This window comes from Streptomyces sp. NPDC024632, assembly GCF_055559175.1.
This window is the reverse complement of sequence record NZ_JBVHLD010000018.1, coordinates 70,837-94,857: the sequence shown is the minus strand read 5'-3', so window position 1 is coordinate 94,857 and position 24,021 is coordinate 70,837. Positions and strand designations below refer to the sequence as shown.

At 74.5% G+C, this 24,021-nt stretch carries 20 protein-coding genes and 1 pseudogene; 12 read left to right on the top strand and 9 right to left on the bottom strand.

Annotation, left to right across the window (positions count from 1 at the left end; translation table 11 throughout):
* Window positions 1-24: 24 nt before the first annotated feature.
* On the bottom strand, window positions 25-1,635 hold the full coding sequence (locus ACZ37P_RS30640) for an MFS transporter (RefSeq protein ID WP_467349581.1): 1,611 nt from the start codon (window positions 1,633-1,635) through the stop codon (window positions 25-27).
* A 109-nt stretch (window positions 1,636-1,744) separates the two neighbouring features.
* Between ACZ37P_RS30640 and ACZ37P_RS30635 the strand changes: the two genes are divergently transcribed.
* Window positions 1,745-2,440 (top strand): helix-turn-helix domain-containing protein, encoded by a 696-nt coding sequence (locus tag ACZ37P_RS30635; RefSeq protein WP_467349579.1) that lies wholly within the window; start codon window positions 1,745-1,747, stop codon window positions 2,438-2,440.
* Here the strand turns inward: ACZ37P_RS30635 and ACZ37P_RS30630 are convergent.
* The gene (locus tag ACZ37P_RS30630; RefSeq protein ID WP_467349659.1) at window positions 2,437-3,411 is read right to left on the bottom strand and encodes an NAD(P)/FAD-dependent oxidoreductase; all 975 of its coding nucleotides are present in this window, start codon (window positions 3,409-3,411) and stop codon (window positions 2,437-2,439) included. The two genes, ACZ37P_RS30635 and ACZ37P_RS30630, sit on opposite strands and share 4 nt — an antisense overlap.
* Window positions 3,412-3,682: 271 nt before the next feature.
* Here ACZ37P_RS30630 and ACZ37P_RS30625 point away from each other — a divergent pair, with 271 nt between their 5' ends.
* The 3 genes from ACZ37P_RS30625 (at window position 3,683) to ACZ37P_RS30615 (ending at window position 6,601) form a co-directional block, all read left to right on the top strand.
* A complete protein-coding gene (locus ACZ37P_RS30625; protein WP_401313763.1) occupies window positions 3,683-4,285 on the top strand; it encodes a helix-turn-helix domain-containing protein in 603 nt (200 codons plus the stop codon).
* Between the two features lie 227 nt (window positions 4,286-4,512).
* On the top strand, window positions 4,513-5,421 hold the full coding sequence (locus ACZ37P_RS30620) for a class I SAM-dependent methyltransferase (RefSeq protein ID WP_467349577.1): 909 nt from the start codon (window positions 4,513-4,515) through the stop codon (window positions 5,419-5,421).
* 307 nt (window positions 5,422-5,728) lie between these two features.
* The gene (locus ACZ37P_RS30615) at window positions 5,729-6,601 is read left to right on the top strand and encodes a hypothetical protein (RefSeq protein WP_467349575.1); all 873 of its coding nucleotides are present in this window, start codon (window positions 5,729-5,731) and stop codon (window positions 6,599-6,601) included.
* Window positions 6,602-6,625: 24 nt separating this feature from the next.
* Here the strand turns inward: ACZ37P_RS30615 and ACZ37P_RS30610 are convergent.
* Window positions 6,626-7,239: pseudogene (locus tag ACZ37P_RS30610) on the bottom strand (sigma-70 family RNA polymerase sigma factor); the annotation flags it as partial.
* 214 nt (window positions 7,240-7,453) lie between these two features.
* Entirely contained in the window at window positions 7,454-8,359 is a 906-nt protein-coding gene (locus ACZ37P_RS30605) for an alpha/beta fold hydrolase (RefSeq protein ID WP_402713506.1), read from the bottom strand.
* Window positions 8,360-8,656: 297 nt separating this feature from the next.
* Here ACZ37P_RS30605 and ACZ37P_RS30600 point away from each other — a divergent pair, with 297 nt between their 5' ends.
* Window positions 8,657-10,714 (top strand): AfsR/SARP family transcriptional regulator, encoded by a 2,058-nt coding sequence (locus ACZ37P_RS30600; RefSeq protein WP_467349573.1) that lies wholly within the window; start codon window positions 8,657-8,659, stop codon window positions 10,712-10,714.
* 47 nt (window positions 10,715-10,761) lie between these two features.
* The gene (locus tag ACZ37P_RS30595; protein ID WP_467349572.1) at window positions 10,762-11,268 is read left to right on the top strand and encodes a macro domain-containing protein; all 507 of its coding nucleotides are present in this window, start codon (window positions 10,762-10,764) and stop codon (window positions 11,266-11,268) included.
* A gap of 394 nt (window positions 11,269-11,662) precedes the next feature.
* On the opposite strand, the gene ACZ37P_RS30590 is transcribed toward ACZ37P_RS30595, so the two are convergent.
* On the bottom strand, window positions 11,663-12,205 hold the full coding sequence (locus ACZ37P_RS30590; RefSeq protein WP_355341990.1) for a potassium channel family protein: 543 nt from the start codon (window positions 12,203-12,205) through the stop codon (window positions 11,663-11,665).
* A 240-nt stretch (window positions 12,206-12,445) separates the two neighbouring features.
* On the opposite strand from ACZ37P_RS30590, the gene ACZ37P_RS30585 reads away from it, so the two are divergent.
* Window positions 12,446-12,895, top strand: coding sequence for a MarR family winged helix-turn-helix transcriptional regulator (locus tag ACZ37P_RS30585; RefSeq protein ID WP_355342340.1), 450 nt, complete (start codon window positions 12,446-12,448; stop codon window positions 12,893-12,895).
* 28 nt (window positions 12,896-12,923) lie between these two features.
* Here ACZ37P_RS30585 and ACZ37P_RS30580 read toward each other — a convergent pair whose 3' ends face one another.
* A complete protein-coding gene (locus tag ACZ37P_RS30580; protein ID WP_467349570.1) occupies window positions 12,924-14,123 on the bottom strand; it encodes an FAD-dependent oxidoreductase in 1,200 nt (399 codons plus the stop codon).
* 244 nt (window positions 14,124-14,367) lie between these two features.
* Between ACZ37P_RS30580 and ACZ37P_RS30575 the strand changes: the two genes are divergently transcribed.
* Window positions 14,368-15,486, top strand: coding sequence for a MerR family transcriptional regulator (locus ACZ37P_RS30575; RefSeq protein ID WP_467349569.1), 1,119 nt, complete (start codon window positions 14,368-14,370; stop codon window positions 15,484-15,486).
* A 46-nt stretch (window positions 15,487-15,532) separates the two neighbouring features.
* On the opposite strand, the gene ACZ37P_RS30570 is transcribed toward ACZ37P_RS30575, so the two are convergent.
* Complete coding sequence (locus ACZ37P_RS30570) at window positions 15,533-16,528, bottom strand: ADP-ribosylation family protein (RefSeq protein WP_467349567.1); 996 nt, start codon at window positions 16,526-16,528, stop codon at window positions 15,533-15,535.
* A 150-nt stretch (window positions 16,529-16,678) separates the two neighbouring features.
* Here ACZ37P_RS30570 and ACZ37P_RS30565 point away from each other — a divergent pair, with 150 nt between their 5' ends.
* The 3 genes from ACZ37P_RS30565 (at window position 16,679) to ACZ37P_RS30555 (ending at window position 19,718) form a co-directional block, all read left to right on the top strand.
* A complete protein-coding gene (locus tag ACZ37P_RS30565; protein WP_467349565.1) occupies window positions 16,679-17,431 on the top strand; it encodes a M15 family metallopeptidase in 753 nt (250 codons plus the stop codon).
* A 93-nt stretch (window positions 17,432-17,524) separates the two neighbouring features.
* Window positions 17,525-18,247, top strand: coding sequence for a flavin reductase family protein (locus ACZ37P_RS30560; RefSeq protein WP_355341975.1), 723 nt, complete (start codon window positions 17,525-17,527; stop codon window positions 18,245-18,247).
* Between the two features lie 175 nt (window positions 18,248-18,422).
* Window positions 18,423-19,718: a M14 family zinc carboxypeptidase gene (locus tag ACZ37P_RS30555; RefSeq protein WP_401313746.1), complete on the top strand. Its 1,296-nt coding sequence runs from the start codon at window positions 18,423-18,425 to the stop codon at window positions 19,716-19,718.
* 387 nt (window positions 19,719-20,105) lie between these two features.
* Here ACZ37P_RS30555 and ACZ37P_RS30550 read toward each other — a convergent pair whose 3' ends face one another.
* Complete coding sequence (locus ACZ37P_RS30550; RefSeq protein WP_401856784.1) at window positions 20,106-21,230, bottom strand: HesA/MoeB/ThiF family protein; 1,125 nt, start codon at window positions 21,228-21,230, stop codon at window positions 20,106-20,108.
* A 305-nt stretch (window positions 21,231-21,535) separates the two neighbouring features.
* Here ACZ37P_RS30550 and ACZ37P_RS30545 point away from each other — a divergent pair, with 305 nt between their 5' ends.
* The gene (locus ACZ37P_RS30545; RefSeq protein WP_355341969.1) at window positions 21,536-22,819 is read left to right on the top strand and encodes a M14 family zinc carboxypeptidase; all 1,284 of its coding nucleotides are present in this window, start codon (window positions 21,536-21,538) and stop codon (window positions 22,817-22,819) included.
* A gap of 84 nt (window positions 22,820-22,903) precedes the next feature.
* Here the strand turns inward: ACZ37P_RS30545 and ACZ37P_RS30540 are convergent, their stop codons facing one another.
* Window positions 22,904-23,944, bottom strand: a complete 1,041-nt coding sequence (locus ACZ37P_RS30540) for an aspartate-semialdehyde dehydrogenase (protein WP_355341966.1) — start codon at window positions 23,942-23,944, stop codon at window positions 22,904-22,906.
* Between the last annotated feature and the right edge of the window lie 77 nt (window positions 23,945-24,021).

Here is a 24,021-nt window from a genome sequence, read left to right as displayed (position 1 = left end):
CCGACCGCCGCCGACGCGCCCGCCTCACCGGTCTGAGCGACGAGTCCGGCTCGGGAGGAGGAGGTAGGCGAGGAGGAGGGTCATGACGGCTACGCCGGCCCACATGGCTTGTTGCCAGCCGTCGACGAAGGACTGCTGGGCGGCGCGGACGAGGGCGGGGGCGGTGGGGCCGCCGGTGGCGTGGGCGGCTTCGACGGCGTTGGCGATGCCTTCGCGGGCGGTGGCGGCGGTGGCCGGGGGCACGCCGTCGAGGCGGGGGCCGATGGCGCCGCGGTAGCCGGAGGAGAGGAGGGCGCCGAGGAGGGCGACACCGAGGGCGGTGCCGAATTCGCGGGTGACGTCGTTGAGCGCGGAGGCGACCCCTTGGCGTTCGCTGGGCAGCGAGCTGGTGATGGCCTCGGTGGCGGGGGTCATGGTGAGGCCCATGCCGATGCCCATGGCGAGCATGCCGGGCAGGACGGAGAGGTAGCCGCCGTCCACGGAGACGAGGGTGGCCATCAGGGCCAGGCCCGCGCCGCCGAGGAGGATGCCGAGGGCCATGGTGCGACGGCTGCCGACCCGTTCGGCGAGACGCGGCGCGAGGCCCGAGGTGGCCATCATCAGGACGGCCATGGGCATGAGGGCCAGCGTGGACACCAGGCCCGACCAGCCCAACACGGCCTGGAGGAACGGGAAGAGGACGACGAAGATCCCGGCCTGGACGCCGAAGACGGCCAGCAGCGCGACGGAACCGCCGGCCAGGCCGCGCTCGCGGAAGAGGCGTACGTCCAGCAGCGGGCCGTGCCGCCGCAGCTCCCAGACCACGAAGCCGGCGGCGGCCAGGACGCCGACCAGCAGGCTGAGCAGGGTCACGGGCGCGGCCCAGCCCCGCTCGGGCCCTTCCTGGAGTACGAAGATCAGCCCGACCACCGCGACCACCGAGGTCAGCGCCCCGACCGTGTCGAAGGAGTGCGTCGCCGCGTCGCGCGAGTCGGGCACGGACCGCACCGTCATCACGGCGGCCACGAGCACGAGCGCCACGGGCAGGACGAAGAGATAGCGCCAGCTCGCCACGTCGACCAGCGCGGCCGACAGGAACATGCCCAGGATGCCGCCGCCGCCCGCGACGCCGGTCCACACCCCGATCGCCCGCCCGCGCTCCTCGGCCGGGAAGGTGGAGGTGATGACGGCGAGCGTCACCGGCATGATCATCGCCGCGCCCACACCGCTCAGCACCCGCGCCGCGATCATGACCTCGGCCGATGTCGCCAGACCGGCGACGACGCTGGCGCCGCCGAAGACGGCAAGTCCCGTGAGCAGTACGGGCTTTCGGCCCCATCGGTCGCCGACCGCGCCGAGCGGCAGCAGCAGCGCCGCCAGGCTCAACGTATAGATGTTGATGATCCACAGGATCGTGCTCTGCGAGGCGTCGAACGCGACGGCCAGGTCCGGCTGCGCGACGTTGAGGCCGGACACCGAGGCGATGACGGCCATCAGCGCGACGCAGACGGAGATCAGGATCGCGCGGCGCCGACGCGGGTCGTCAACACCCGCCGCGTCAGGGGCTGTTACGTCGACCGGTACGTCAACGCCCTCGCCCACGACTGCGGCTTCGGCACTGACCCGCGCGGGCCGGTTCGGACTCTCCGTACTCATCTGGACGGACCTTTCACCAGGGACGGTCAACAGGGGAAACGCGGGAGCGATCGTCGCCACGACCGGCCCCGATGTGCAAAATTGTTTGCCGATCGGCAAACTGGGCTCCATGGATCACACGGACGGCATGGCTGGCGCGGGCGGCACGGACGGCGCGGCTGGCGCGGACGGCACCGACGGCACCGACGGCACCGACGGCACCGACGACGAAGTGGGCCGCACCCTCGACGCCGTCGGCCCCCGCCTGAAGAATCTGCGGCTCGGCCGGGACCTGACGCTGACGCATCTGGCGGCGGCGACCGGCGTCTCGGTCAGTACGCTGTCGCGGCTGGAAGCGGGCCTGCGCCGCCCCACGCTGGAGCAACTGCTGCCGCTGGCAAGGGTGTACGGCGTCACCATCGACGAGTTGGTCGACGCGCCCCGCACCGGCAACCCGCGCCTCAACCTGCGCCCGATCGCCTGCAAGGACGGCTCGACCGTGCTGCCGCTGACCCGCAGGCCCGGCGGCATCCAGGCGTACAAATTCGTCCTGCCCGCCCCGCCGCGCGGCCTCGTGGAGCCCGTCCTGCGCACCCATGAGGGCTACGACTGGATCTACGTGCTCAACGGCACGCTCCGGCTGGTGCTCGGCGAGCACGACCTCGTGCTGAAGCCGGGCGAGGCGGCCGAGTTCGACACCCGTACGCCGCACTGGTTCGGCTCCACCGGCTCGGGGCCCGTGGAATTCCTCAGCCTCGTCGGCAAGCAGGGCGAGCGCGCGCACGTACGGGCGGCACCGGACCCCGCCGCGTCAGAGCGCTCCTAGGGCGCGTCCGCCGCGGCGAGAGCCGCCTCGGTGTCGGCGGCGGCCAGGTCGGCGTTGATGTGCGCACCGGCCAGGGCGCCCGCGGCGGCGGAGGCGCCGACCTGGGCCGTCAGGTCGGTGGCGTTGCCCGCGACCCACACGCCCGGCACCGACGTGGTGCCCGCGGGGCCGGTGGCGGCGAAGCGGCGGCCCATCCCGCCCGGCAGATCCTCCATCGGCAGACCGAGCCCGGCCAGTCCGTCGGTACGGGCCCGCATGCGGGTCGCGACGGCCAGGACGCGGCGCGGTACGAACCGGCCGTCGGTCAGCCGTACGCCCGCGATGTGCCCGCCCGCGGCGGACCCGGAGCCGTCCGTGGACCCAAGGCTCTCGGCGGACCCGGAGCCCCGTGTGGACCCGGAGCCCTCCGTGGACCCGGTCGACTCGACCGCCGCCACCGGGGTGTCCTCGACCCGGATCGCGCGGGCGGCGAAGCGCGTACGGGTCTCGTCGTCCAGGTCGGTGCCGCGCGTGAAGTAGACCAGGTCGTCGGTCAACTGCCGGAAGAGCAGGGCGTGGTGGACGGAGGCGGGACCGACGGCGAGTACGCCAATGGGCTCGTCGCGCACCTCCCAGCCGTGGCAGTACGGGCAGTGCACGAGGTCGTGCCCCCAGTGCCGGGCGAGGCCGGGGATGTCGGGGAGTACGTCGCGCAGGCCGGTGGCGACCAGGAGGCGGCGGGCGCGGAGGGTGGCGCCGTCGGCGAGGGTGACCGTGAAACGCGGGTCGGCGCCGGGGACGGCCTCGGCGGCGGTCACCTCGCCGACCAGCACCTTGCCGCCGTACCGCCGTACCTCCTCCCGGCCCCGGCGCAGCAGCTCCGCCGGGGGGATGCCTTCGAGGCCGAGGAGGCCGTGGACGCCGTCGGCGGGCGCGTTGCGCGGGGTCCCGCTGTCGACCACGGCGACGGAGCGGCGGGAGCGCGCGAGCATGAGGGCGCCGTTGAGCCCGGCGGCGCCGCCGCCGATCACCACGGCGTCGAGGGTCGGGGCGAAGGCGTCGGCCCCAAAGGCGTCGGCCCCATCGGCGGGATCGGTCGCACCGGCCGGATCGTTCACGTGCGCGGGAAGCGTCGCGGGCATGGGCGTACCTCTCTATACGTGTCGGCTCTCTACGCGTCGGATTGCGCCCTTGCGCTGAGCGGGAGCCCCGTCCGGGGCCCGGTACGACCACGCTAAGCGGAATTTGCGCGCGAGGCATAACATGTTGCCTATGACGCAAGACGATGAAGATCTGGACAGCCTGGTGCGCAAGCGGATTCGCGCGCTGCGGGTGGCGCAGGGCTGGTCGCTGGACGAACTGGCCGGCCGCGCCCGGCTCAGCCCCTCCACGCTCAGCCGGATCGAGAACGGTCAGCGCCGCCTCGCGCTGGACCAGCTCGTGACCCTCGCGCGCGCCATGGACACCACGCTCGACCAGCTCGTCGAGACGGCCACGGAGGACGTCATCTCCAGTCCGATGATCGACTCCGCGCACCAGACGATGCGCTGGGCCGTGAAGGCCGACCCGGGTATGACGGTCGTACGGCAGCGCCTGACAAATCCGCCGCCGGACAGCCCCTCCCGGCTGCGCGCCCACCCCGGGCGCGAATGGCTCGTCGTCCTGTCGGGCACGGCCGTGCTGCTCCTGGGCAATCGGCGCTTCCGCGTGGAGACCAACCAGTCGGCCGAATTCCCGACGATGCTGCCGCACGCCATCGGCGCGGAGGGCGGGCCCTGCGAGCTGCTGGGCATCTTCGACCGTGACGCGCGGCGCGGGCACCAGCGCGGCGACGAGAAGAGCGGCGGCGAGGGGGACGGGGTCTGAGCCCGTTCGGCGAATCGGGTACGCCGAAGCCCGCGAATCGGGTACGTCGAGGCCCGCGCAGGCCGGAGCCGGCGAATCGAGCAGGCCGGGGCCCGAGCAGGTCGGAGCCCGCGACTCGCGCGGGCCAGGGCGCGCGACTTGCGCCGTCGGCAGCCCGGACGCCCACCGTCTTGCCGTTCCCGAAAGCGACCGGGCGGCCCGCCCACGGCCCTCATACGGTGGGCGCCATGACTCACGCAGCCCCGCACGCGGCCCACGACGCCCATGGTCACGCCCCGCACGACCACGATCACGGCACCCCAAAGGCCAGCGCCTCGCACCACGACGCCGAGGCCGACAGCCAGGCGGACATCCTCGACCTCGACGCGGAAGTCCTCGCCGAGCACACCGCCTCGATCACCGCGTGGCTGCCCGTCGAAGCCGCCCCCCGTCACATCGTGGACCTCGGCTGCGGCACCGGAGCCGGGACCCTCGCCCTGCTCCGGCGCTTCCCCGAGGCCGAGGTCATCGCGGTCGACACCTCGGCCGACCACCTGCACCGCCTGCGCCGCAACGCGGAGGCGGCCGGGGTCGCCGGGCGCGTCCGTACGGTCCAGGCCGACCTCGACACGCGGTGGCCCGACCTCGGCTCGCCCGACCTGGTCTGGGCGTCGGCCTCCCTGCACCACATGGCGGACCCGGAGCGCACGCTGCGCCAGGTCCGCGACACGCTCGCGCCCGGCGGGCTCTTCGCCGTCGTCGAGTTGGCGGGCTTCCCGCGTTTCCTGCCCGAGGACGCGCCCGCGGAGCGCCCGGGGCTCGAAGAGCGCTGCCACGCCGCGCTCGACCACCACCACGCCGAGCACGTGCCGCACCGCGGCGCCGACTGGGGGCCCATGCTGAGCGCCGCGGGCCTGACCGTCGTGGGCGAGCGCGTCGTGACCGTGAACATCGGCCCGCCGCACGCCGAGGCCGTCGGCCGGTACGCGCTCACCAGCCTGACCCGTATGCGCGGCGGCATCGCCGAGACCCTGGCGCCGGAAGACCTCGCCGCGCTCGACCGGCTCCTCGACGCCGTGGGCCCGGACAGCATCGCGCGCCGCGACGACCTGACCGTGCGGACCGAGCGCACGGTGTGGGCGGCGCGGCGCGCGTGAGTACGGCCGTGGCCCGCGCCTGATCGGGGACGTTCGCCCGTACGACCATCCGCCGGTACGCCCCGCCGTGGACCGGCACCGGATCGGCCGCGGTGCGGGCCGTGCGGCGCGTGGGCAGCGGGCGGTGCGGGTGACCGGGCGGACAGTCGAGGCGCCAACACCCTTGCCCGTCAAGGCCCTTGCCCTCGACTGCCCTTCGGCCAGAGTTCACCCGCCACCGGTGGGCTCGTCCGCCGCCCCGCTGCTCCAATGGATGCCGCCGATGGCCAACTGGCCTTGTCAGCGGTCGACATGGAGGTTCGGGCTGATGAAGATCTGGCGAGCGGGAAGCACGGTGGCCGTCGCGGCCACCCTGGCGCTGCTGCCGCAGGCGGCGTACGCGACGACCTGGCAGCGCCTCCCCGCGTACTCCACCTGGACGGGCATCACCGCCCTGGAGCGCGGGCAGGGCATCGCCACCGACGGCACGTACTTCTACTACTCGGGCACGTACAGCCTCGACAAGGCGACGGTCGAGGGGAACCACGAGACGGCCTCCAACGCCCTTGCCATTCCTGGTGCGTTGAGCGGCGCCTACGGTTCCGACCACATCGGGGACATCGACGTGTACGGGGGCTACGTCGTCGCCCCGATCGAGGACGGCAACGGCTACCGGAATCCGCTGCTCGCCCTGTACTCCGCCAACGACCTGAGCTGGACGGGCCGTTACGTACGCCTGCCCCTCGCGCTGCTGCCCGGCGGCGTCCCGTGGGTGGCCGTCGACCCGGCCACCGGCCTCGTCTGGACCGCCCCCTGGAACCAGGACAGCGCCCAGGGCACCGACGAACTCGTCGGCTACCGCCTCAGCGACCTCCTCTCGCTCCCCGCCGGAGCCGAACTCCCCGTCGCCACCACCGTCCGCCTCTCCCGCCCCCTCAGCCGCATCCAGGGCGCCACCATGCTCGACGGCTCCCTCTACGCCTCCGTGGACGGCGACGGCGACAAGGCCGTCTACGCCGTCGACCCCGCCACCGGCACCGTCACCCGCGCCTTCACCCAGGACGTCCAGCCCGACGACGAGGTCGAGGGCATCACCGCCCTCGACCTCGGGCCCTCCGGCGGCCGGCTCCACGTCCTCAACGTCGGCAGCGGCTGGAAGTCGATCTTCCTCTACCTCCAGCACTACCAGCCGGCGGGCTGACGCACCGGCGCCGTCCGACCCGCCTCAGCGGGCGAGGCGGGTCGGAACGGGGCCGAGGCGGGTGAGTTTCTCGGGGTTGGCCACCGCGTGGATGTGGGTGACGCGGCCGTCGCGGACGACGAAGGTGGCGACGGCGACAAGGCCGTCGACTTCGACGCGGGCGGCCGGGGCGCCATTGAGCCAGACGGCGGAGACCGGGCGGCCGGGGCCGGCGAGGAGGGCCGCGACGCGGGCGTCCCCGTGCACGGGGACGCGGGAGGCGGGGGCCGAGCGGCTGACCTCGACCCGTGGCCGCCGGGCCGCCACGTGGTCGCGGGCGCGCGCCGGGCGATCCGGCGTACCGCGGCCACGGACTTCCCGACCGCCTCGGCGATCTCCCCGTACGGCGTCCCGAAGACCTCGCGCGGCACGAAGACCGCCCGCTCGGTCGGCCCGAGCGTTTCGAGGACGGTGAGCAGCGCCATCGAGACGCTGTCGGCGACTTCGACGTCCTCGGCGACGTCGGGGGCCGTCAGCAGCGGCTCCGGCAGCCACTCGCCGACGTACTCCTCGCGGCGGCGCGCCAGCGTGCGCAGCCGGTTGAGCGGCTGCCGCATGACGACCCGTACGAGGTACGCCCGCGGGTCGCCGACCCGCGACCGCTGACCAGATCTCTCCCGTGTACGGGGACCTGCACACCCACCGCGACCAGGCCGAACGGATCTTCACCGTCTGACCGCCGCCGGAGCCGGAAACCGGCGGCACCGCACTCCCGACGGGCACGGGTCCCGCCGGGCCGCCACGTCCCGCTGGGCCGCCACGGCCCGCCACGCGTCCCCGACCGCGTCGTGTTCCGGCGGGCGGGCCTCCGGATCAGCGGGCGAGGAGGTCGCGGAGGGCCGTGACGACCGTCGCCGGGGACTCCTCCGCCATGAAGTGGCCGGTGTCGACCGTGGTGTGCCGGAGGTCGGGGGCCCACGCGGACCACAGCGCGGCGGCGTCGAACCCGAGCGCCGCGCCCCAGTCCTGCTGGAGGACGGCGACGGGCATACGCAGCCGGTTGCCCGCGGCGCGGTCGGCCGCGTCGTGGGTGACGTCGATACCCGCCGAGGCCCGGTAGTCCGCGACGATCGAGGGGATCGCGGCCCGGCAGGCGGCCAGGTAGACGGCGCGCACGTCGGCCGGGACGGCTTCGGGAGCCCGGACCCACAGGTCCAGGAAGTGGCCGAAGAAGAGGTCGGGGTCGGCGGCGATCATCCGCTCGGGCAGACCGGGCGGCTGCGCCATCAGGTAGAGGTGGAAGCCGACGGCGGCCGTGGTGCCGTGCATGGCGTCCCACATGTCGAGGGTGGGCAGGACGTCGAGGCAGGCGAGGTGCGTGACCGCTCCGGGGTGGTCGAGGGCGGCGCGGAAGGCGACCAGGGCGCCGCGGTCGTGGCCCGCGAGCGCGAAGCGGTCGTGTCCGAGGGCGGCGGCCACGGCCACGATGTCGGCGGCCATGGTGCGCTTGGCGTAGACGGCTGGTGCCGTCCCGGCGGGGCCGGCCGTGTCGTCGGCCTCGGCCGGCTTGTCGCTCGCGCCGTAACCCCGCAGGTCGGGGCAGATCACGGTGTGGTCGGCGGCGAGGTCGACGGCCACGTGCCGCCACATCAGGTGGGTCTGCGGGAAGCCGTGCAGCAGGACGACGGGCGGCCCGGAGCCGCCGACGGCGGCGGTGAGGGTGACGCCGTCGGCCGCGGGGACGCGGCGGAGGTCGAAGCCGGGGATGGCGGGTGGCATGGGGTGCCCCTTTCGGTGGGTGGACGTACGCGGGCCGTGCCCCGTACGCGGCGGTGCCGGTCGGTCGTACGCGAGCCAGGCGCGTACGCGGGCCTGGTCCGTAAGCGGTCCTGGTCCGTACGCGGGCCGTGCGCGTACGCGGTCCGGGCGTATACGCGGTCTGTGCGCGTACGCGGTCCGGGTCGTACGCGGGCCTGGCGCGTCAACGGGCTCGTGCTTCCAGCGTGTGGGCGGCGGATGAGCAGCCGATGAGCGCGCTACCGTGACCTGGGGGAACTCCCGGAGAGGCGGTACGCGGTGCGGGTGGCGTTCGGCGTGCTGGGGCCGGTGGCGGCCTGGGCCGAGAGCGGGGACGGCCCGGACGAGGCGGTACGCGGTGCGGCCCTCGCGCTGAGGGGGCCACGGCACCGGGCCGTACTGGCCCGGCTGGTCATCGCCCGCCGCCGCGTCGTACCGGTCGCCCGGCTGGTCGAGGACCTGTGGCCGGAGCGGCCGGGGAACGACGGCGCGGGTCCGGGCCACTCCCCCGCACCGCCCGCCGACCCCGTCGGCACCCTCCGTACCTTCGTCGCAGCCCTGCGCCGCACCCTCGAACCCGACCGGCCGCCGCGCGCGCCCGCCCGGCTGCTGGTCACCGAGGGCCCCGGGTACGCGCTGCGCGCCGCGCCCGACACGGTGGACGCGTGGCGCTTCGAGCAGGCCGTGACCGAGGCCGCCGGGCTGCCGCCGAAGGACGTACTCGCCCTGATCCAGCGGGCGTTGGGGTGGTGGCGCGGGCCCGCGTACGCCGAGTTCGCCGACCAGCCGTGGGCCCGCGCCGAACGCTCGCGCCTGGCCGAACTGCGGCTGCACGCCGTGGAACGCCGGGCCGAGGCCCGCCTCTCCCTCGGCCTGGCCGCCGAGGCAGCCGCCGACCTCGACGCCCACGCGGCGGAGCACCCCTGGCGCGAGGACGCCTGGCGCCTGCTGGCCCTCGCCCTCTACCGTTCGGGCCGCCAGGGCGACGCCCTGGCCGTACTGCGCCGCGCCCGCGCCCTCCTGGTCGAACAGCTCGGCGTCGACCCCGGGCCCGGCCTGCGCGCCCTCGAAGCCGACATCCTCCGGCAGGACGACGACCGCCTCGACCCCGGCGCGGGCGGCGCCGAACGCGTCTGGGCCGAGGCCACCGCCGCCTACGACCGCACCGTCCCCACCGGCGCCCGCGCCCGCCTGGAATCCACCGTCACCCTCCTGCGCGGCCTCGCCGTCACCGGTGGCGACGGGCTCCGGTCCGCCCGCCGCCACCGCCTCGCCGCCGTCTCCGCCGCCGAAGAACTCGGCGACCCCCACCTCTGCGCCCGCGTCATCGGCGCCTACGACGTCCCCGCCGTCTGGACCCGCCTCGACGACCCCGCCCAAGCCGCCCAGGTGGTGGCCGCCGCCGAGCGCACCCTGACGGCCCTGCCGCCGGGCCCCGCCGAAGAGGCCCTGCGCGCACGGCTGTTGGCGACGATCGCGCTGGAGACGCGGGGCGCGGACGTCGGCGGCGGGGGCGGCGGCGGGCGCGGGGCGCAGGCGGCGCGGTTGGCGCAGGAGGCGGCGCGGCGGCTGGACGATCCGGTGCTGCTGGCGTTCGCGCTCAACGCGACCTTCATGCAGACGTTTCAGCGGGCGGGTCTGGCGCCGGAACGCGATGCGATCGGCGCGGAGCTGGTCGAACTCTCCGCGCGGCACGGCCTGTTCACGTCCGAGGTGCTCGGCCGGCTCATCCGGCTCCAAGCGGCCTGCGCACGGGGCGACTTCGGGGCGGCGGACGAGCACGCCGCCGCCGCCGACCGGCTGGCGGAGCGTCATGAGCTGCCGCTCGTCGGGGTGTTCACCCGGTGGTACGGGGCGCTGCGGCTCGCGGAGACCGGGACCTTCGAGGCGGCCGAGGCCGCGTACGGGGATGCCGCCGCCGAGCTGACGGGGGCCGGGATGCCGGGGCTGGAGCGCGGGCTCCTCCCCCTCGCCCTTCTGTGCCTGCGGCTCCGGCACGGCCGCGACCTGCTCGTCCTCGCGCGGACCGACGCCGACTGGGGCCCGTACGCCCCGTGGGTCCGCCCCCTCCTCCTGCTCGCCGAGGACCGCCGCCCCGAGGCCGCCGCCGCCCTCCGGGGTGCCCCCGCGCCCCCGCACGACCTCCTCTACGAGGCCATGTGGACCCTCACCGCCCGCGCCGCCCTCGCACTCGACTCCCCGCCAGCCGCACGGCGTGCCCACGCCGAACTGCTGCCCGCCGCAGGTGAGCTGGCCGGCGCCGCCAGCGGACTCCTGAGCCTCGGCCCCGTCGACAGCCACCTGCGCGACCTGGCCGCCGCCCTGCGGACCCCCTGACCGAATTCGACATGCCCCGACCCGCCTTCCCCCGCCATCATCAGTCCATGGTCCACATCGAGGTCGTCCAGGGCGACATCACCAAACAGGCCGTCGACGCCATCGTCAACGCCGCCAACGAGTCCCTCCAGGGCGGCGGCGGAGTCGACGGCGCCATCCACTGGGCCGCCGGCCCCCGTCTCGCCGAGGCCGGCGCCGCCGTGGCGCCCTGCGCGCGGGGGGACGCCGTCGCCACCCCCGGGTTCGACCTCGACCCCCCGATCCGGCACGTCATCCACACCGTCGGTCCCGTATGGAACGGCGGCGCCTCCGGCGAGGCCGACGTCCTCGCCTCCTGCTATCGCCGCTGCCTCGAAGTGGCCGACACCCTCGGCGTCTCCACCCTCGCCTTCCCCGCCATCTCGACCGGCATCTTCGGCTTCCCCGCCGACCAGGCGGCCCGCATCGCCGTCGCCGTCCTCACCCACGCGTCGACTCGCGTCGAACACGTACGCCTCATGGCCTTCGACCGCCCCTCCCACGCCGTCCTCACCACCGCCCTCGCCGAAGCCTGACCCCTCCCCGGGACCCGTGGCGACACTCAGCCCCGTCGTGCCGCGTCGCACCCACGCGGCACCAGCCGCCAATAACACACAGCCCCGCGCCCCTAAAAACCTCGACCCACCGACCCCGCACGAGCCCGAACCCCGCAGGGGCGCGGGGAACGGCGCGGACAGCCACGGCGGTGGCGCGCCGTTCGCACGGCGGGTCGTGCCCCGAAGGGGCGCGGGGAACTGCGCGGGCAACCCCCACCGGACCGGCGGCCGGGAAACCACCGCGACCGCCCCGAACCGGCCGGCGAGGCCCAGCAGGCCACCGCAGGGGCGCGGGGAACGGCGCGGGGAAGCCCTGCCGGACCCGGGGGCCGGGAAAGCGGGGGGGCCGGGCCGGGAGGGGGCGGGATCCCCGTCAGGGGGGCTGGTCGCGGTGGAGGGTGAGGCGGGTGAGGTCGATGACCAGGCGGAGCAGAAAGGCGAGGAAGACGAGGTCGATGAGGACCTGGACGCTGACGAGAATGCGGGCGAAATCGCTGGTGGGGGCGATGTCGCCGTAGCCGACGGTGCCGAGGGTGACGATGGCGAAGTAGAGCCCGGCGGTGCGGTCGACCGGCTCGGTGAAGCTGCCGGGTGAGAGGTGGGAGAGGGAGACGTAGGCGCTGGCGAAGAGCGCGAGGAAGAAGGCGAAGGTGACGACGAGGGTCTCCACGGCGCGGAGCTGAGGAAGATCGGCGTGGAGGATGCGGCGGAGTTCGAGGAGCATGACCGCGACGAAGACGACGGCGCCGATGCCGAGCCGGATCAGGGCGGCGGCGTCGGGACGGCCGCCGTTGAGCGGCAGGAAGTAGTACAGGACCAGGATCGCCGCCGTGGACAGCACGCAGCGGACCACACTCGCGGCCATCGCCCGGCGCCGCTCGGGGCGGTCGAGGTCGGCCAGCCGCCGCGCGCTCATCGCATCACTCCCTCGCCGGACGGACCGCCGGTCTCGATCGTCCGACGCCCGCACCCCGGCGGCAATCCGGCCGGGTCCGAACGGGAATGGACGGGAACGAACGGGAACGGACGGGAACGCACCGCGTTCCCTATTTCCTCTCCTCCCCCTCCCACCCCTTCCATAGTTCGCGTCACGAACCACCACCCGATCGCCCCTATCCCGTAGGCTGGCGGTATGGGGAAGGACGCGGGCGAGCACATGGGAGTCGTCACCGCATTGGTGCGCTCCTCCTTCCTGGTGAACGCCGTGTACGCGGAGGCGGGCCGGGGGTACGGACTGACGCCGCAGCAGGGGCAGTTGCTGTGCGTGCTGATGGGACAGCCCCTGGGAATGGGCGAGTTGGGCAGCATCCTGGGGCTGGCGAAGTCGAGCCTGACCGGTCTTGTGGACCGCTGCGCGCAGCGCGGGCTGGTACGGCGGGAGGCCGATCCGAGCGACGGCCGCGCGGTACGGGTCGCGCTCACCGCCGAAGGGCGGTCGCTGGTCGACGCGTTCTACGCCGACACCTGCCGCCGCGTCGAGGAGTTGCCGTCCGGCCTGACCGAGGCGGAACGGGTCACGCTCGCGGGTCTGCTCAGCCGCGTGGTCCGCGACAACAAGGTGCCCGCCGTCTTCCTCGAACTGGACGAGGGCCCCGTCGCGCACTGAGCGCGCGCCACGTCCCGTACCCGAGGGCTCAGCCTGTGCCGAAGAGCGCCGCGAACCGCCCCACGAGCAGATCCCGCCCCTTGTACGCGGCCACCCGCTCGGCCGGCAGGAGCACGGGTACGGGGGTCGGCCGGTCGTCGGACAGGGTCTGGCCGACACCCCCGCCGGGCCCGAGCGGCAACAGGACGGACGGTACGGGCGAGGGCCGGTAGACGGCCGAGGGCCGTTCGCCGCGCACCTGGGCGAGGATGTTCTCGGCGACGACGGCGGCGTGCTTCATGGCGTACCCCGCCATCTTGGCCTCGGCGAGGTCGGTGAGGTCGCCGAGCGCGTAGACGTGGTCGTGGACGTGGACGTGGTCGTGGACGCGGTCGTGGACGCGGTCGTACGTCCCGCCGTTGCCATGGACGTTGAGCGTGTCGGTCACGCGGACCTGCCCCTTGGGCGTACGGGCGGTGAGGCGGCCGTCGGCGAGGTAGTGGCTGTTGACGCGTACGCCGTAGCAGCGGAACCAGATGTCGGCGGTGACCTGGTCACCGGAGGACGTGGCGACCGTGAACGTCTTCGCCTGCCCCGGCTCGGTCGGCGGCTGCGCGGCCAGGGTCGTACCGAGGCGCAATTCGACGTCCAGCGCGTCCAGTTGGCGCAGCAGGTCGTCCCGAAGCTCCGGCATGAAACCGGCCAGCAACCGCTCGGCCGGGTCGAGGACGACGATGTGCTTGTCCGGCCACACGGCCCTGATCTCACCGGCGAGTTCGAGCCCGACGGGGCCCGCGCCGACAATCAACACCCGCTCGGACAGCGCCAGTTCGTCGTGACCGACGCGCAGCCTGCGCAGCGCCTCGGCCGTGGAGTCGGTCTCGGTCTTCGCCGGGAAGGCGTAGTCGGAGCCGGTGGCCAGGACGAGGAAGTCGGCGTCGACGCGGGCGCCGGAGGCCAGTGTGACGCCGCCGGGGTCCACCGAGGCCGCGCGCTCGCGGACCACCCGGCCGCGCGCCAGCAGCCGGTCGTACGGGAAGAACATGTTCGCCGCCCAGTCGGGCCTGACCAGGGCGCGCAGCGCGCCCGCCGCGTGCACGAAGGCGTCCTTCGGCTCGACCAGGACGACGTCCGTGTCCTGGTCCAGCGCCTTGGCGACGGCGGCGCCCCCGTACCCCCCGCCGACGACCGCGACCGTCCGCACCGCACCCGCCGCGCCCTCCGTACCCGCACCAGCACCACCACCCACGCCTGAATCCGCACCCGCACCCGCACCCGCCATGTTCACCACTCCCCGCACGCCTCGACAATTCGTTCGCTCTACGAATCATATTAGTTCGTAGAGCGAACCGTAAAGCCGCGCAGGTGAGGGCGCGGACGGCGGGAGAGGCGGAAGGCCGCGGACCTGCTTGACTCTCACGTCGGGGAAGACCCCAGCATCGGACGCGCGCCGGACGGAGGCCCGGCGCGAGGAGGGACGGAGGAGCGCGGGCATGGAGCGGGACACGGGACCCGGCCTGATGGGCATCGGGGCCTTCTCGAAGGCGGCCAGGCTGTCGCAGCGGGCGCTGCGGCTCTACGACGAGCTGGGCCTGCTCTCCCCCGCCCGCGTGGACCCGGCGACCGGCTACCGCTGGTACGCACCGGAGCAACTGGAGAAGGCCCGCCTGGTGGCGTGGCTGCGCCGCCTCGGGATGCCGCTGGCCGGAATCCAGGAGGTCTGCGCCCAGGAGGGCCGGGACGCGGCCCTGTCGGTCCGCGCGTACTGGACCCGCGTCGAGGCCGACACCGCCGCCCGGCGGGACCTGGCCGCCTTCCTCATCGACTACCTGTCCTGGAAGGACCCCGCCATGTCAGCCGCCACCGCACCGCTCGGCATCCGCTACGCCGCCCTGTCCGACACCGGGCTCGTCCGCGAGAGCAACCAGGACACCGCCTACGCGGGCTCCCGCCTGCTCGCCGTCGCCGACGGCTTCGGGACCGGCGGCGCCCCCGCGGGCGCCGCGGCCGTCGACGTACTGAAACGCCTCGACGCGGGCGCGAACACCGTCCCCGCCGGTGAGCTGCTGAATGCCCTGGAGGACGCCGTCGAGCAGGCCGGGCGGGCCGTCCGCGGCGTCGCCGCCGCCGAGCGCGAGCCGGGACACGTCGGCACCACCCTCACCGCGATGCTCTGGACCGGCTCCCAGCTCGCCCTCGTCCACATCGGCGACTCCCGCGCGTATCTGCTGCGCGACGGGGGCTTCTTCCAGGTCACCCACGACCACACGATGGTCCAGTCGATGGTGGACGAGGGCCGCCTCAGCCCGGCCGAGGCCGAGTCCCACCCCCAACGATCCCTGCTGGCACGGGCGTTGTCGGGTACGGGCCCGGCCACCGACGGGAGCGCGGGCGCCGACATCCGGCTCCAGGACGCCCGCCCCGGCGACCGCTATCTCCTCTGCTCCGACGGGCTGTCCGCCGTCGTCCCGGCCGATGACGTACACGCCACGCTCGCGACGACCCCGGACCCCGACGACGCGGTCCGCGCGCTCGTGGCCCTCGCCAACCGCAACGGCGGTCCGGACAACGTCAGTTGCGTGGTCGCGGATGTCGTGGAGCTGCCCGCCTGACGCCCATGGCCCGCTGATCCGCCGGACGGGCCCTAGGACTTGGGCCCTAGGACTTGGGCTCCAGCACGTCCACGCGCGGCAGGTCCCGGTGCCGGTGGTGCGCGTCGGCGACGGCGGCCAACGCGGGCCGGTCCAGGGCACGGTAGGCCGCGGCCAGCAGCTCATGGGCGTGACCCTCGCGGGTCGCGTCGCCGACCGAGGCCCAGTGCAGGTCGCGGCCGAGGACCAGCGCCTCCGTCGGGTCACCGGCCGCGAGGCGCCGCCGCGCCTCGGCGACGGCCGCCGCCAGCTCGCCGGGGTCCGCGAAGACCGCGGCCATGTGCGTGCCGAAGGCGTGCTCGTCCGCGCCGTTGTGCGGCGGGCGGCCGAGTGCGGTCTCGCCCGCCGCGAGGGCGCCGCCGCCGTCGAGCGTGGTGATCCGGCCGGGCTCGACCGGCGGGCGCCGGTAACCGTACGTGTGGGCGCGTACGTAGTCCGCGCCGGTCGCGGTACGGTCCCCGGTCTCGAACTCGCCGATTTTCGACCGGAGTCGGACCATCCCCGGCGCGCGCTCCGCGACCTCCTCCGGCTCCCGGCCGGTGTCCTCGTGCAGGTCGTACCAGTGGCGTTCGAGCGTGACGCGGACCGCCTCCAGCGGGGTGCGGCAGGTGCGGTCGATGCCGCCGCCGTCGTCGTTGTTGTAGTACGAGCCGACGCCCGCGCAGGTGCGGCCGTCGTCGTACCAGAGGCCGTAGTGCAGGCCGTCGGTGCCGCCGTGCAGGAAGGTCAGGAACTCGGGCGGGTCGCGGTAGTAACGGCCGTGCGCGCGGATGTCGACGCCGTCGCGGGGTCGCGCGCCGGGGGCGTCGAAGAGGTCCATCACGCCGTACGGCCACAGCTCCAGGTCCGCGAAGGCCGACGCCTCGACGGGGTCGAGCGACCCGATGAAGTCGTGGAACCGGAACAGCGAGTCCGGCAGCTCGAACCCCCAGTCCGCCAGCACGCGCGCCTCGACCGCCGCCCGCAGCCGGTCCCGGTCCCGGTCCCGGTCCTGCTCGCTCATCCGTCCGCCCCGTTCCACGACGCCCCGCGCCCGGCTCTGTCCCTGACCCGCGCAGGCTAGCGAAGGCCGCGCAGCCGGGGCGGGGGCGGGGCCGGGCGCGAGGCGGGGCCGGGCGCGGCACTTGGGCGGGCGGCAGGCGATGATCGGACCATGAGCGAAATCGTGCTGATGTCGGACCCGCGCATCGCGGCCATCCCCGTCGAGGACTGCGACGAGCCGCTGCTCGACGTGCGGAGCGACGTGCGGGGCGGCGGACGAGGCGGCGGCGGACGAGGCCGCGTACGAGGCGGTGGCGTACGAGGCGGGGCGGGAAGCGGCGGCCCCGGTACGGACGGACCGCTCGGCGCCGTCGACCCGCGCCGCCAGGACGACGACGGCAGCTTCGCCCACCTGCGCGAGGGCGTCCTGACCCGGCTCGCGCACGCGCGCACGCTGCTGCCCGACGGCGTCGGCCTGCTGTTCGTGGAGGGCTACCGGCCGCCGTCCCTCCAACGCGCCTATTTCGAGGGGTACTCGGCGCAGCTGCGCGCCGCGCGGCCGGAGTGGACGCCCGCGCGGATCAGGGAGGCCGCCAGCCGTTACGTGTCCCCGCCGGAGATCGCGCCGCACAGCGCGGGCGCGGCCGTCGACCTCACCCTCGTCGCGGACGGCCGCGAACTGGACATGGGCACCCGCGTGAACGCCAACCCCGAGGAGAGCGCGGGCGCCTGCTACACCGACGCGCCGGGGCTGTCGGCCGAGGCCCGCGCCAACCGCCGTACGCTGTCCGCCGCGCTCACCGCCGCGGGCCTGGTCAACTACCCCACCGAGTGGTGGCACTGGTCCTACGGCGACCGCTACTGGGCGCTGGCCACGGGCGCGCCGCACGCCCGCTACGGCCCCCGCGAGCGGCCCGGTTCCTGACCGCCGACGCCCCCGTACCGGGGCGTACGGCCCCCCGTACGCGACGTCCGATACCCGCCAGCGACCGGCGGCCCCGCGCACAACACTGGCCGTATGACCTCAGAGATCACCGCGGCGACCGCACCCGCCGTCCACTCACGCATCGAGCCCGGAATCCTCTACTTCGGCACGCCCGTCGTGCTGCTCTCCACCGTGAACGAGGACGGGTCGGCGAATCTCGCGCCGATGTCGTCGGTGTTCTGGCTGGGGTGGCGGGCGATGCTGGGGCTCGGGGCCCGGTCGCAGACGGCGCGCAATCTGCTGCGCGACGGCGCGTGCGTACTGAATCTGCCCGAGGACTCGATGGCGGCGGCCGTGGACCGGCTGGCGCTGACCACCGGCCGCGATCCGGTGCCCGAGGGGAAGGCGCGGCGCGGATACCGTTACGAGGGCGGCAAGTTCGAGCTGGCCGGGCTGACCCCGGTGGCGTCGGAGACGGTCGCGGCGCCGCGCGTCGCCGAGTGCCCTGTGGCGCTGGAGGCGGTGGTCGAGGCCACCCACCCGCTGGCCGAGGACGACCCTCAACAGCGCGGCGGGATCGTGGTGTTCGAGGTACGGATCACGCGCGTGCTGGTGCACGACAAGGTACGGGCGGCGGGCACGCGGGACCGGATCGATCCGGACATGTGGCGGCCCCTGGTGATGAGTTTCCAGCACTTCTACGGGCTCGGCCCGCGGCTGCGGGAATCGGCGCTGGCCACCATCCCCGAACGCCTCTACCGGGGGCCCGACATCGGGCGGTCGCGCGCCGACTCGGGGGCCACGGGGCGCTCTTGACACCCGGGGGCGGCCCGCACAGCCTTGGGTGGCGCGCCCACGGCACCCGAACTCCGCTACTCCGCCGGTGGCGCGCGATGTGCGATACGCGGCGCGCCGGTACGGAGCGCGGTGGGGGTGGGCGCGGCGAGTGGACGCCGCCGTGGTCGTGGATGTGGGACGAGGAGGAGCCGTCATGCGCGGGCCAGACGCGTATCCGACCGTGTCAGGTGTCGCGGCGGCGGCCCGCGTACTGACCCGGCGGCATCCCGACCTGTGCCGGATGCGGCTGGCCGGGGAGTCGCGGGCCGGGCGGCCCCTGTGGCTGCTGTCGGTGGGACACGGCAGCCGGCACGTGCTGGTGGTGGCCGGAGCGCACCCGGACGAGCAGACGGGCGGGGCGAGCGCGCTGTGGCTGGCCGAGCACGCGGTCGCCGACCGGCAGCGGCAGGCCGACGCGGATCTGACCTGGGACTTCCTGCTCTGCCTCGACCCCGACGGCACCGTGCTCAACGAGACGGGTCCGGCCGGGCCACGGCCGCCCGCCGTCCACTACCGGCACACCTACCGCCCGGCGCCGGCCGATCAGCCCGAGCGGGCCGGGGCCTTCCGCGCGCCGGGTGACGAACTGCCCGAGACGATGGCCCTGTTGGCGGCGATTGACGAGCTGAAGCCGTTCCTCCAGTGCACGCTGCACGGCACCGACGTCGGCGGCGGTTGGGTGCGGCTGACCGCCGATGTGCCGGGCCTGGCCGAGCCGTTCGGCAAATACGCGGCCGAACTGGAGATCCCGGTGCAGACCGGCGCCTACGACGCGCTGCACTGGACCGGGTCGGGGCCCGGCGTCTTCGTGCGGCCCCCCGCGGGCACGCCCGGGCGGTTCACCGACGAGCCGGAGAACGCGGCGGGCTCCACCTGGGCCCGCCCGCACCGGCACGGCGGGCTGACCGCCGTGGTCGAGGTCCCGATGTGGGCCACCCGGCGCGTGGCCGACCAGGACGCGCACCCCGGCCCCGCCCAGGCCGTCGCCTCCCTCGCCGCCCGGCTGCGCAAGGACGGCGCCGCCACCGCGTCGGCGCTGGACCGCGCATGGCGCCTGCTCTCCCCCCAGGCCGCGCACAGCCCGCTGTTGCGCGGTGTCGAGCAGGCCGTCGGCGCCTTCTCCGGCCTCGCCGACGACTACGAGACGCTCGCCGACGCCTCCCCCGTCCCCCTGACCATGGCCCACGTCGCCGCCCTCGACATCGCCGCCCGCCGTATGCCGCTGCGCGCCTCCGGGATGCTGCTGCGGCTGCTCGACGAGGAGCGCGGCGGCGAGGGCGACCCCGGCGGCGACCACGGCCGCCTGCGCGGCCGGCTGGAGCGCCGGATCGACTCCGGCGCCCGTGACCTGTTGGCCGCGACCGACGCCCACTGGGTGCCGGTCGGCGACCAGGCCGAACTCCAGGCCAGGACCGTCCTGGCAACCGTCGACCTCACCTCGACGCGGTGACCCGCCCCCTCAAGGACCCCGCCCGCACCCCGGAGAGATCGGCGCACCGTGCCGGGGGCACCTCCCGGTCGAAGGCCGGGGAAGGAACCGCGCGTTCGGCCACGACGGTGGCGCGGTGCTCGCACGGCGGGTCGTGCCCCCGAAGGAGCGCCGGGGGCACCTCCCGGTCGAAGGCCGAGGAACCGCGCGCCCGACCGCCACGCTCCCGCACGTCACCACCCGCCCCCGAGGGGCAGCCCGGTGGTGTCCGGGCCACCCGCCGGTGGGGGCCGCTCGCACCCCTGACGGGGTGCACCGCCCTTTCGCCCGGGCGGCGAGCCGGTCAGTTGGGCGGGCCCGGGCACGACGCTTCCGCAGGTCACCACCCGCCGATGGGGCCTTGGGCCCTTACGTGGGGTGGTCGAGCGGGCCGCAGGCCGGGCAGTCGGGGCGGCGCGGGTGGCGTTGGAGTACGGGGTCGCCGAGCGCCATGAGGTTGATGCCGTAGCGGAAGCCGGGGCGCATCCGCGGGACGCCGGTGAGCAGGGCGATGGCGGCGTGGGCGACGAGCGTGCCGGACAGACCGGCGGTGACGGCGCTCGCCGGATTCCACGGCATGCGGGGCGAGGCGGCGTCTTCGCTCTGGCCGGGGCGCAGCCGCAGATCGCGCCGTGCGTCCTCGCCCGCGCGCTGGCACTCCCAGCAGGGCCCGTCGCCGGGTACGTGGACGCCCGCGGTGACCAGCGGGCCGCGGTAACCGCCTTCCACCCAGGGCAGGTTGAGGGCGATGCAGACGCGGTTGGCCCAACGGCGGATCTCCGGCGGCCGGTCGGCGCCGAGGACCAGCAGATCGTACGGTGACCGGCCGCCGCCGTCCGGGGCGAGGAGCGCGGCGAGGGCGTCGGGGCCGCGGATCTCCCGCCGTTCACCGGTGACGGTGACATCGGAGTTGAGGGCGCGCAGCGCGGCCACCGCCGCGTCGGCTTTCGGCCGCCCGATGTCGGCCTCGCGGTAGAGCGTCTGCCGGTTGAGGTTGGACAGTTCCACGACGTCGGGGTCGACGGTGTGGACGTGACCGACGCCGGAGGCGACCAGCGCCTGCGCCGCCATGCCGCCCGTACCGCCGACGCCGAGGACCAGCACGCGGGCGCCCGCCAGGCGCAGTTGGGCGTTCCACGGGCTGGCCCGTGAGCTGAGGTCCATCCAGCGCAGCAGCGCGACACCGCGGGCGTGCCGTACGCGGTCGCGGTCGACGAGCCCCGCGGGCAGCGGCGCCGCCGCGTCGTCCACGAAACCCGCCTCCCGTAAGTCCGCCATCGCGGAGCCGATCGTGGCGGCGTCCAGAAGTAAGCGGGGGTGCGCGGCGGCGACTTCGGCGGCGATCTGCGCCGCGGTGCGTGTGCCGTCCATCGCCTCGGTAAGGGTCCAGATCCAGCCGTCAGGGTCCTCGATCTCGGCGCCGATCCCGTAGATCACACTGCCGATCCTGACGTTGCCGTCGGCGGTGCGATAGGCCTGGTGTTCGGGTTTGATCCGCGGCCTGAGCAGCGCCTCGGAGTCATCGGTGTGCGGTTCGGTGTGCGGTGGTGCCGTCATCAGCCGACCCCCTCGTGCTCCGCCCGTACGCATGAGTACGTACGGACCTTGACACTGTCGCCGGGCCGCCGGAGCCTTGGCAAGGTGCGGGGGAATCAGTGGGGGATCCAGGGGCCAAACCGTTCAACTCCTCAGCGCTGCACCCTGCTTGGACAGAGAGGAGTCACCGTGGCGAACACCACTCTCGTCATCCGACGGCTGGACAAGGAAGAGACCACCGGCGACAGCAACTCCAACGGCACGTGACGTCGGACGCCGACGCCTATCCCAGCGTCGCGGAGGTCGCAGCGGCGGCCTCCGCGTTCGCGTACTCGCGGCCCGTGCTGAGCACCCTGCGGGTGGTCGGCCGGTCCCGGCAGGGGCGTCCGCTGCATCTGCTGACCGTCGGGCGCGGCCGACGGCACATCCTGGTCGTCGCGGGCCCGCACTCCGACGAGCGCGTCGGGCCCGCGACCGCGCTGCGGCTGGCGCACCGGGTCGCCGCCGACAGCCGCCTGCACTCCGGGGCGGGCGCCTCCTGGCACTTCCTGCTCTGTCTCGACCCGGACGGGACCGTACGCAGCGAGGCCGGCCCGCCGGTGCGGCGCACGCCCGCCGAGCACTTCCGGCACGCGTACCGTCCGCCCGCCGACGAACAGCCGGAGTGGGCGCCGTCGATCCGGCCGCCGGACGACCAACTCCCCGAATCCCAGGCGCTGGTGAGCCTCATCGACGAGCTGCGGCCGGAGTTGCAGTGCTCGCTGCACGGCAACGACCTCGGCGGCAGCTGGGTCCAACTCACGCGTGACATACCGGGGTTGGCGGAACCTCTCGGCAAGCTCTCCGCCGAGCGGGACGTGCCCGTGCAGACCGGCACGTACGACGCCCTGTACTGGACGGTGTCGGGGCCCGGCGTCTATCTGATGCCCGCGCCTGGCCAGCGCGCGCAGTTCGAGAACCTGCCCGAGGACGTCAACCGCTCGACCTGGATCCGCCCGCACCGCTACGGCGGGATGACCGCGCTCTTCGAGGTCCCGATGTGGGCGAGCCGCGATGTCGCCGACACCACGGCGCACCCGGACCCGGCCCGCGCCCTCGCGGCTCTCGCCGCGCTTCTGCGCCGCCACGCCGACCGTACCCACGCCCTGCTCGACGCCGTACGGCCGCTGGTCCCCGACCCCGGCTCCCCGGCCACCCGCCCCCTCCTGCGCATCACGGGCGGCATGCCCGCCATCATGCGCAGCGTCGCCGACGACTGGGACGGGCTCCACCCCTCCCCCGTCCCCCTCACCCTCGCGCACCTCAACGCCCTCGACATCGCCGCCCGCCGCATCTCCCTGCGCGCCACCGGGATCATGCTCCGCCTCCTCGACGGCCGCGGCGGCTCCGCCGCGCGCACCCTCCACGGCGTCTGTTCCGCCCAGCACGCCCGCTGGGCGGCCGAGTTGGCCGCCGGTCATGAGTTGACGTGGGTGCCGGTCCCCGACCAAGTTGACCTTCAGTCGGAAACAGTTCTCGCCGCCTTCCGCCTCCTCAACGAGACCTGACCCCCCTCCGGGGCGCGCCCCCACCCCACCGCCCTCGCGCAGGGCCGTGCTTTCAGGGCGCTGGGGGCGTACGCCCGAGGGGGTCTAGAGCGCCGCGGTAGCGGCAAGCTCGGCGGCGACGAGCTCGGCCACCTGAACGGCGTTCAAAGCGGCCCCCTTGCGAAGGTTGTCGTTCGAGACGAAAAGCGCGAGCCCGTTCTCGACGGTCTCGTCGAGGCGGATGCGGCCGACGTACGACGGATCGCGCCCGGCGGCCTGAAGCGGCGTGGGAATCTCGGAGAGCTCGACGCCGGGTGCGGACCGCAGAAGGTCATAGGCACGGGCGACGCCGAGCGGCCGGGAGAAGCGGGCGTTGAGCTGGAGGGAGTGGCCGGAGAAGACGGGGACGCGTACGCAGGTGCCGGAGACCTTGAGCTCGGGGATCTCGAGGATCTTGCGCGACTCGTTGCGCAGCTTCTGCTCCTCGTCGGTCTCGAAGCTGCCGTCGTCGACGAGGTTGCCCGCGAGGGGGACGACGTTGAAGGCGATGGGCCGGGCGTAGACGGCGGGCTCGGGGAAGGCGACGGCGTCGCCGTCGAAGGTGAGCTGGTCGGCGGATTCGACGACCTTGGTCGCCTGGCCGTGCAGCTCGGCGACGCCGGACAGGCCGGACCCGGAGACGGCCTGGTAGGTGGTGGCGACCAGGGCGGTCAGCCCCGCCTCCGCGTGCAGCGGGCGCAGCACCGGCATCGCGGCCATGGTGGTGCAGTTCGGGTTGGCGATGATGCCCTTGGGGCGGTGGGCGATGGCGTGCGGGTTGACCTCGGAGACGACCAGGGGGACGTCGGGGTCGCGCCGCCAGGCGGAGGAGTTGTCGATGACGACCGCGCCCTGGGCGGCGACCTTCTCGGCGAGGGCGCGGGAGGTGGCGCCGCCCGCGGAGAACAGCACGATGTCCAGGCCGCTGTAGTCGGCGGTGGACGCGTCCTCGACGGTGATCTCGCCGTCGGCCCACGGCAGGGTGCTCCCGGCGGACCGGGCGGAGGCGAACAGCCGCAGCTCCGTCACCGGGAACGCGCGCTCGGCCAGCACCTTGCGCATGACCGAGCCGACCTGTCCGGTCGCTCCGACGATTCCGATCCTCATCCGGCTCTCTCCGATCGATGTGTGCCGTTCCGTACGGCTGCGTGCCGTTCCGTACGGCTGCGTGCCCGCCCGGTCGA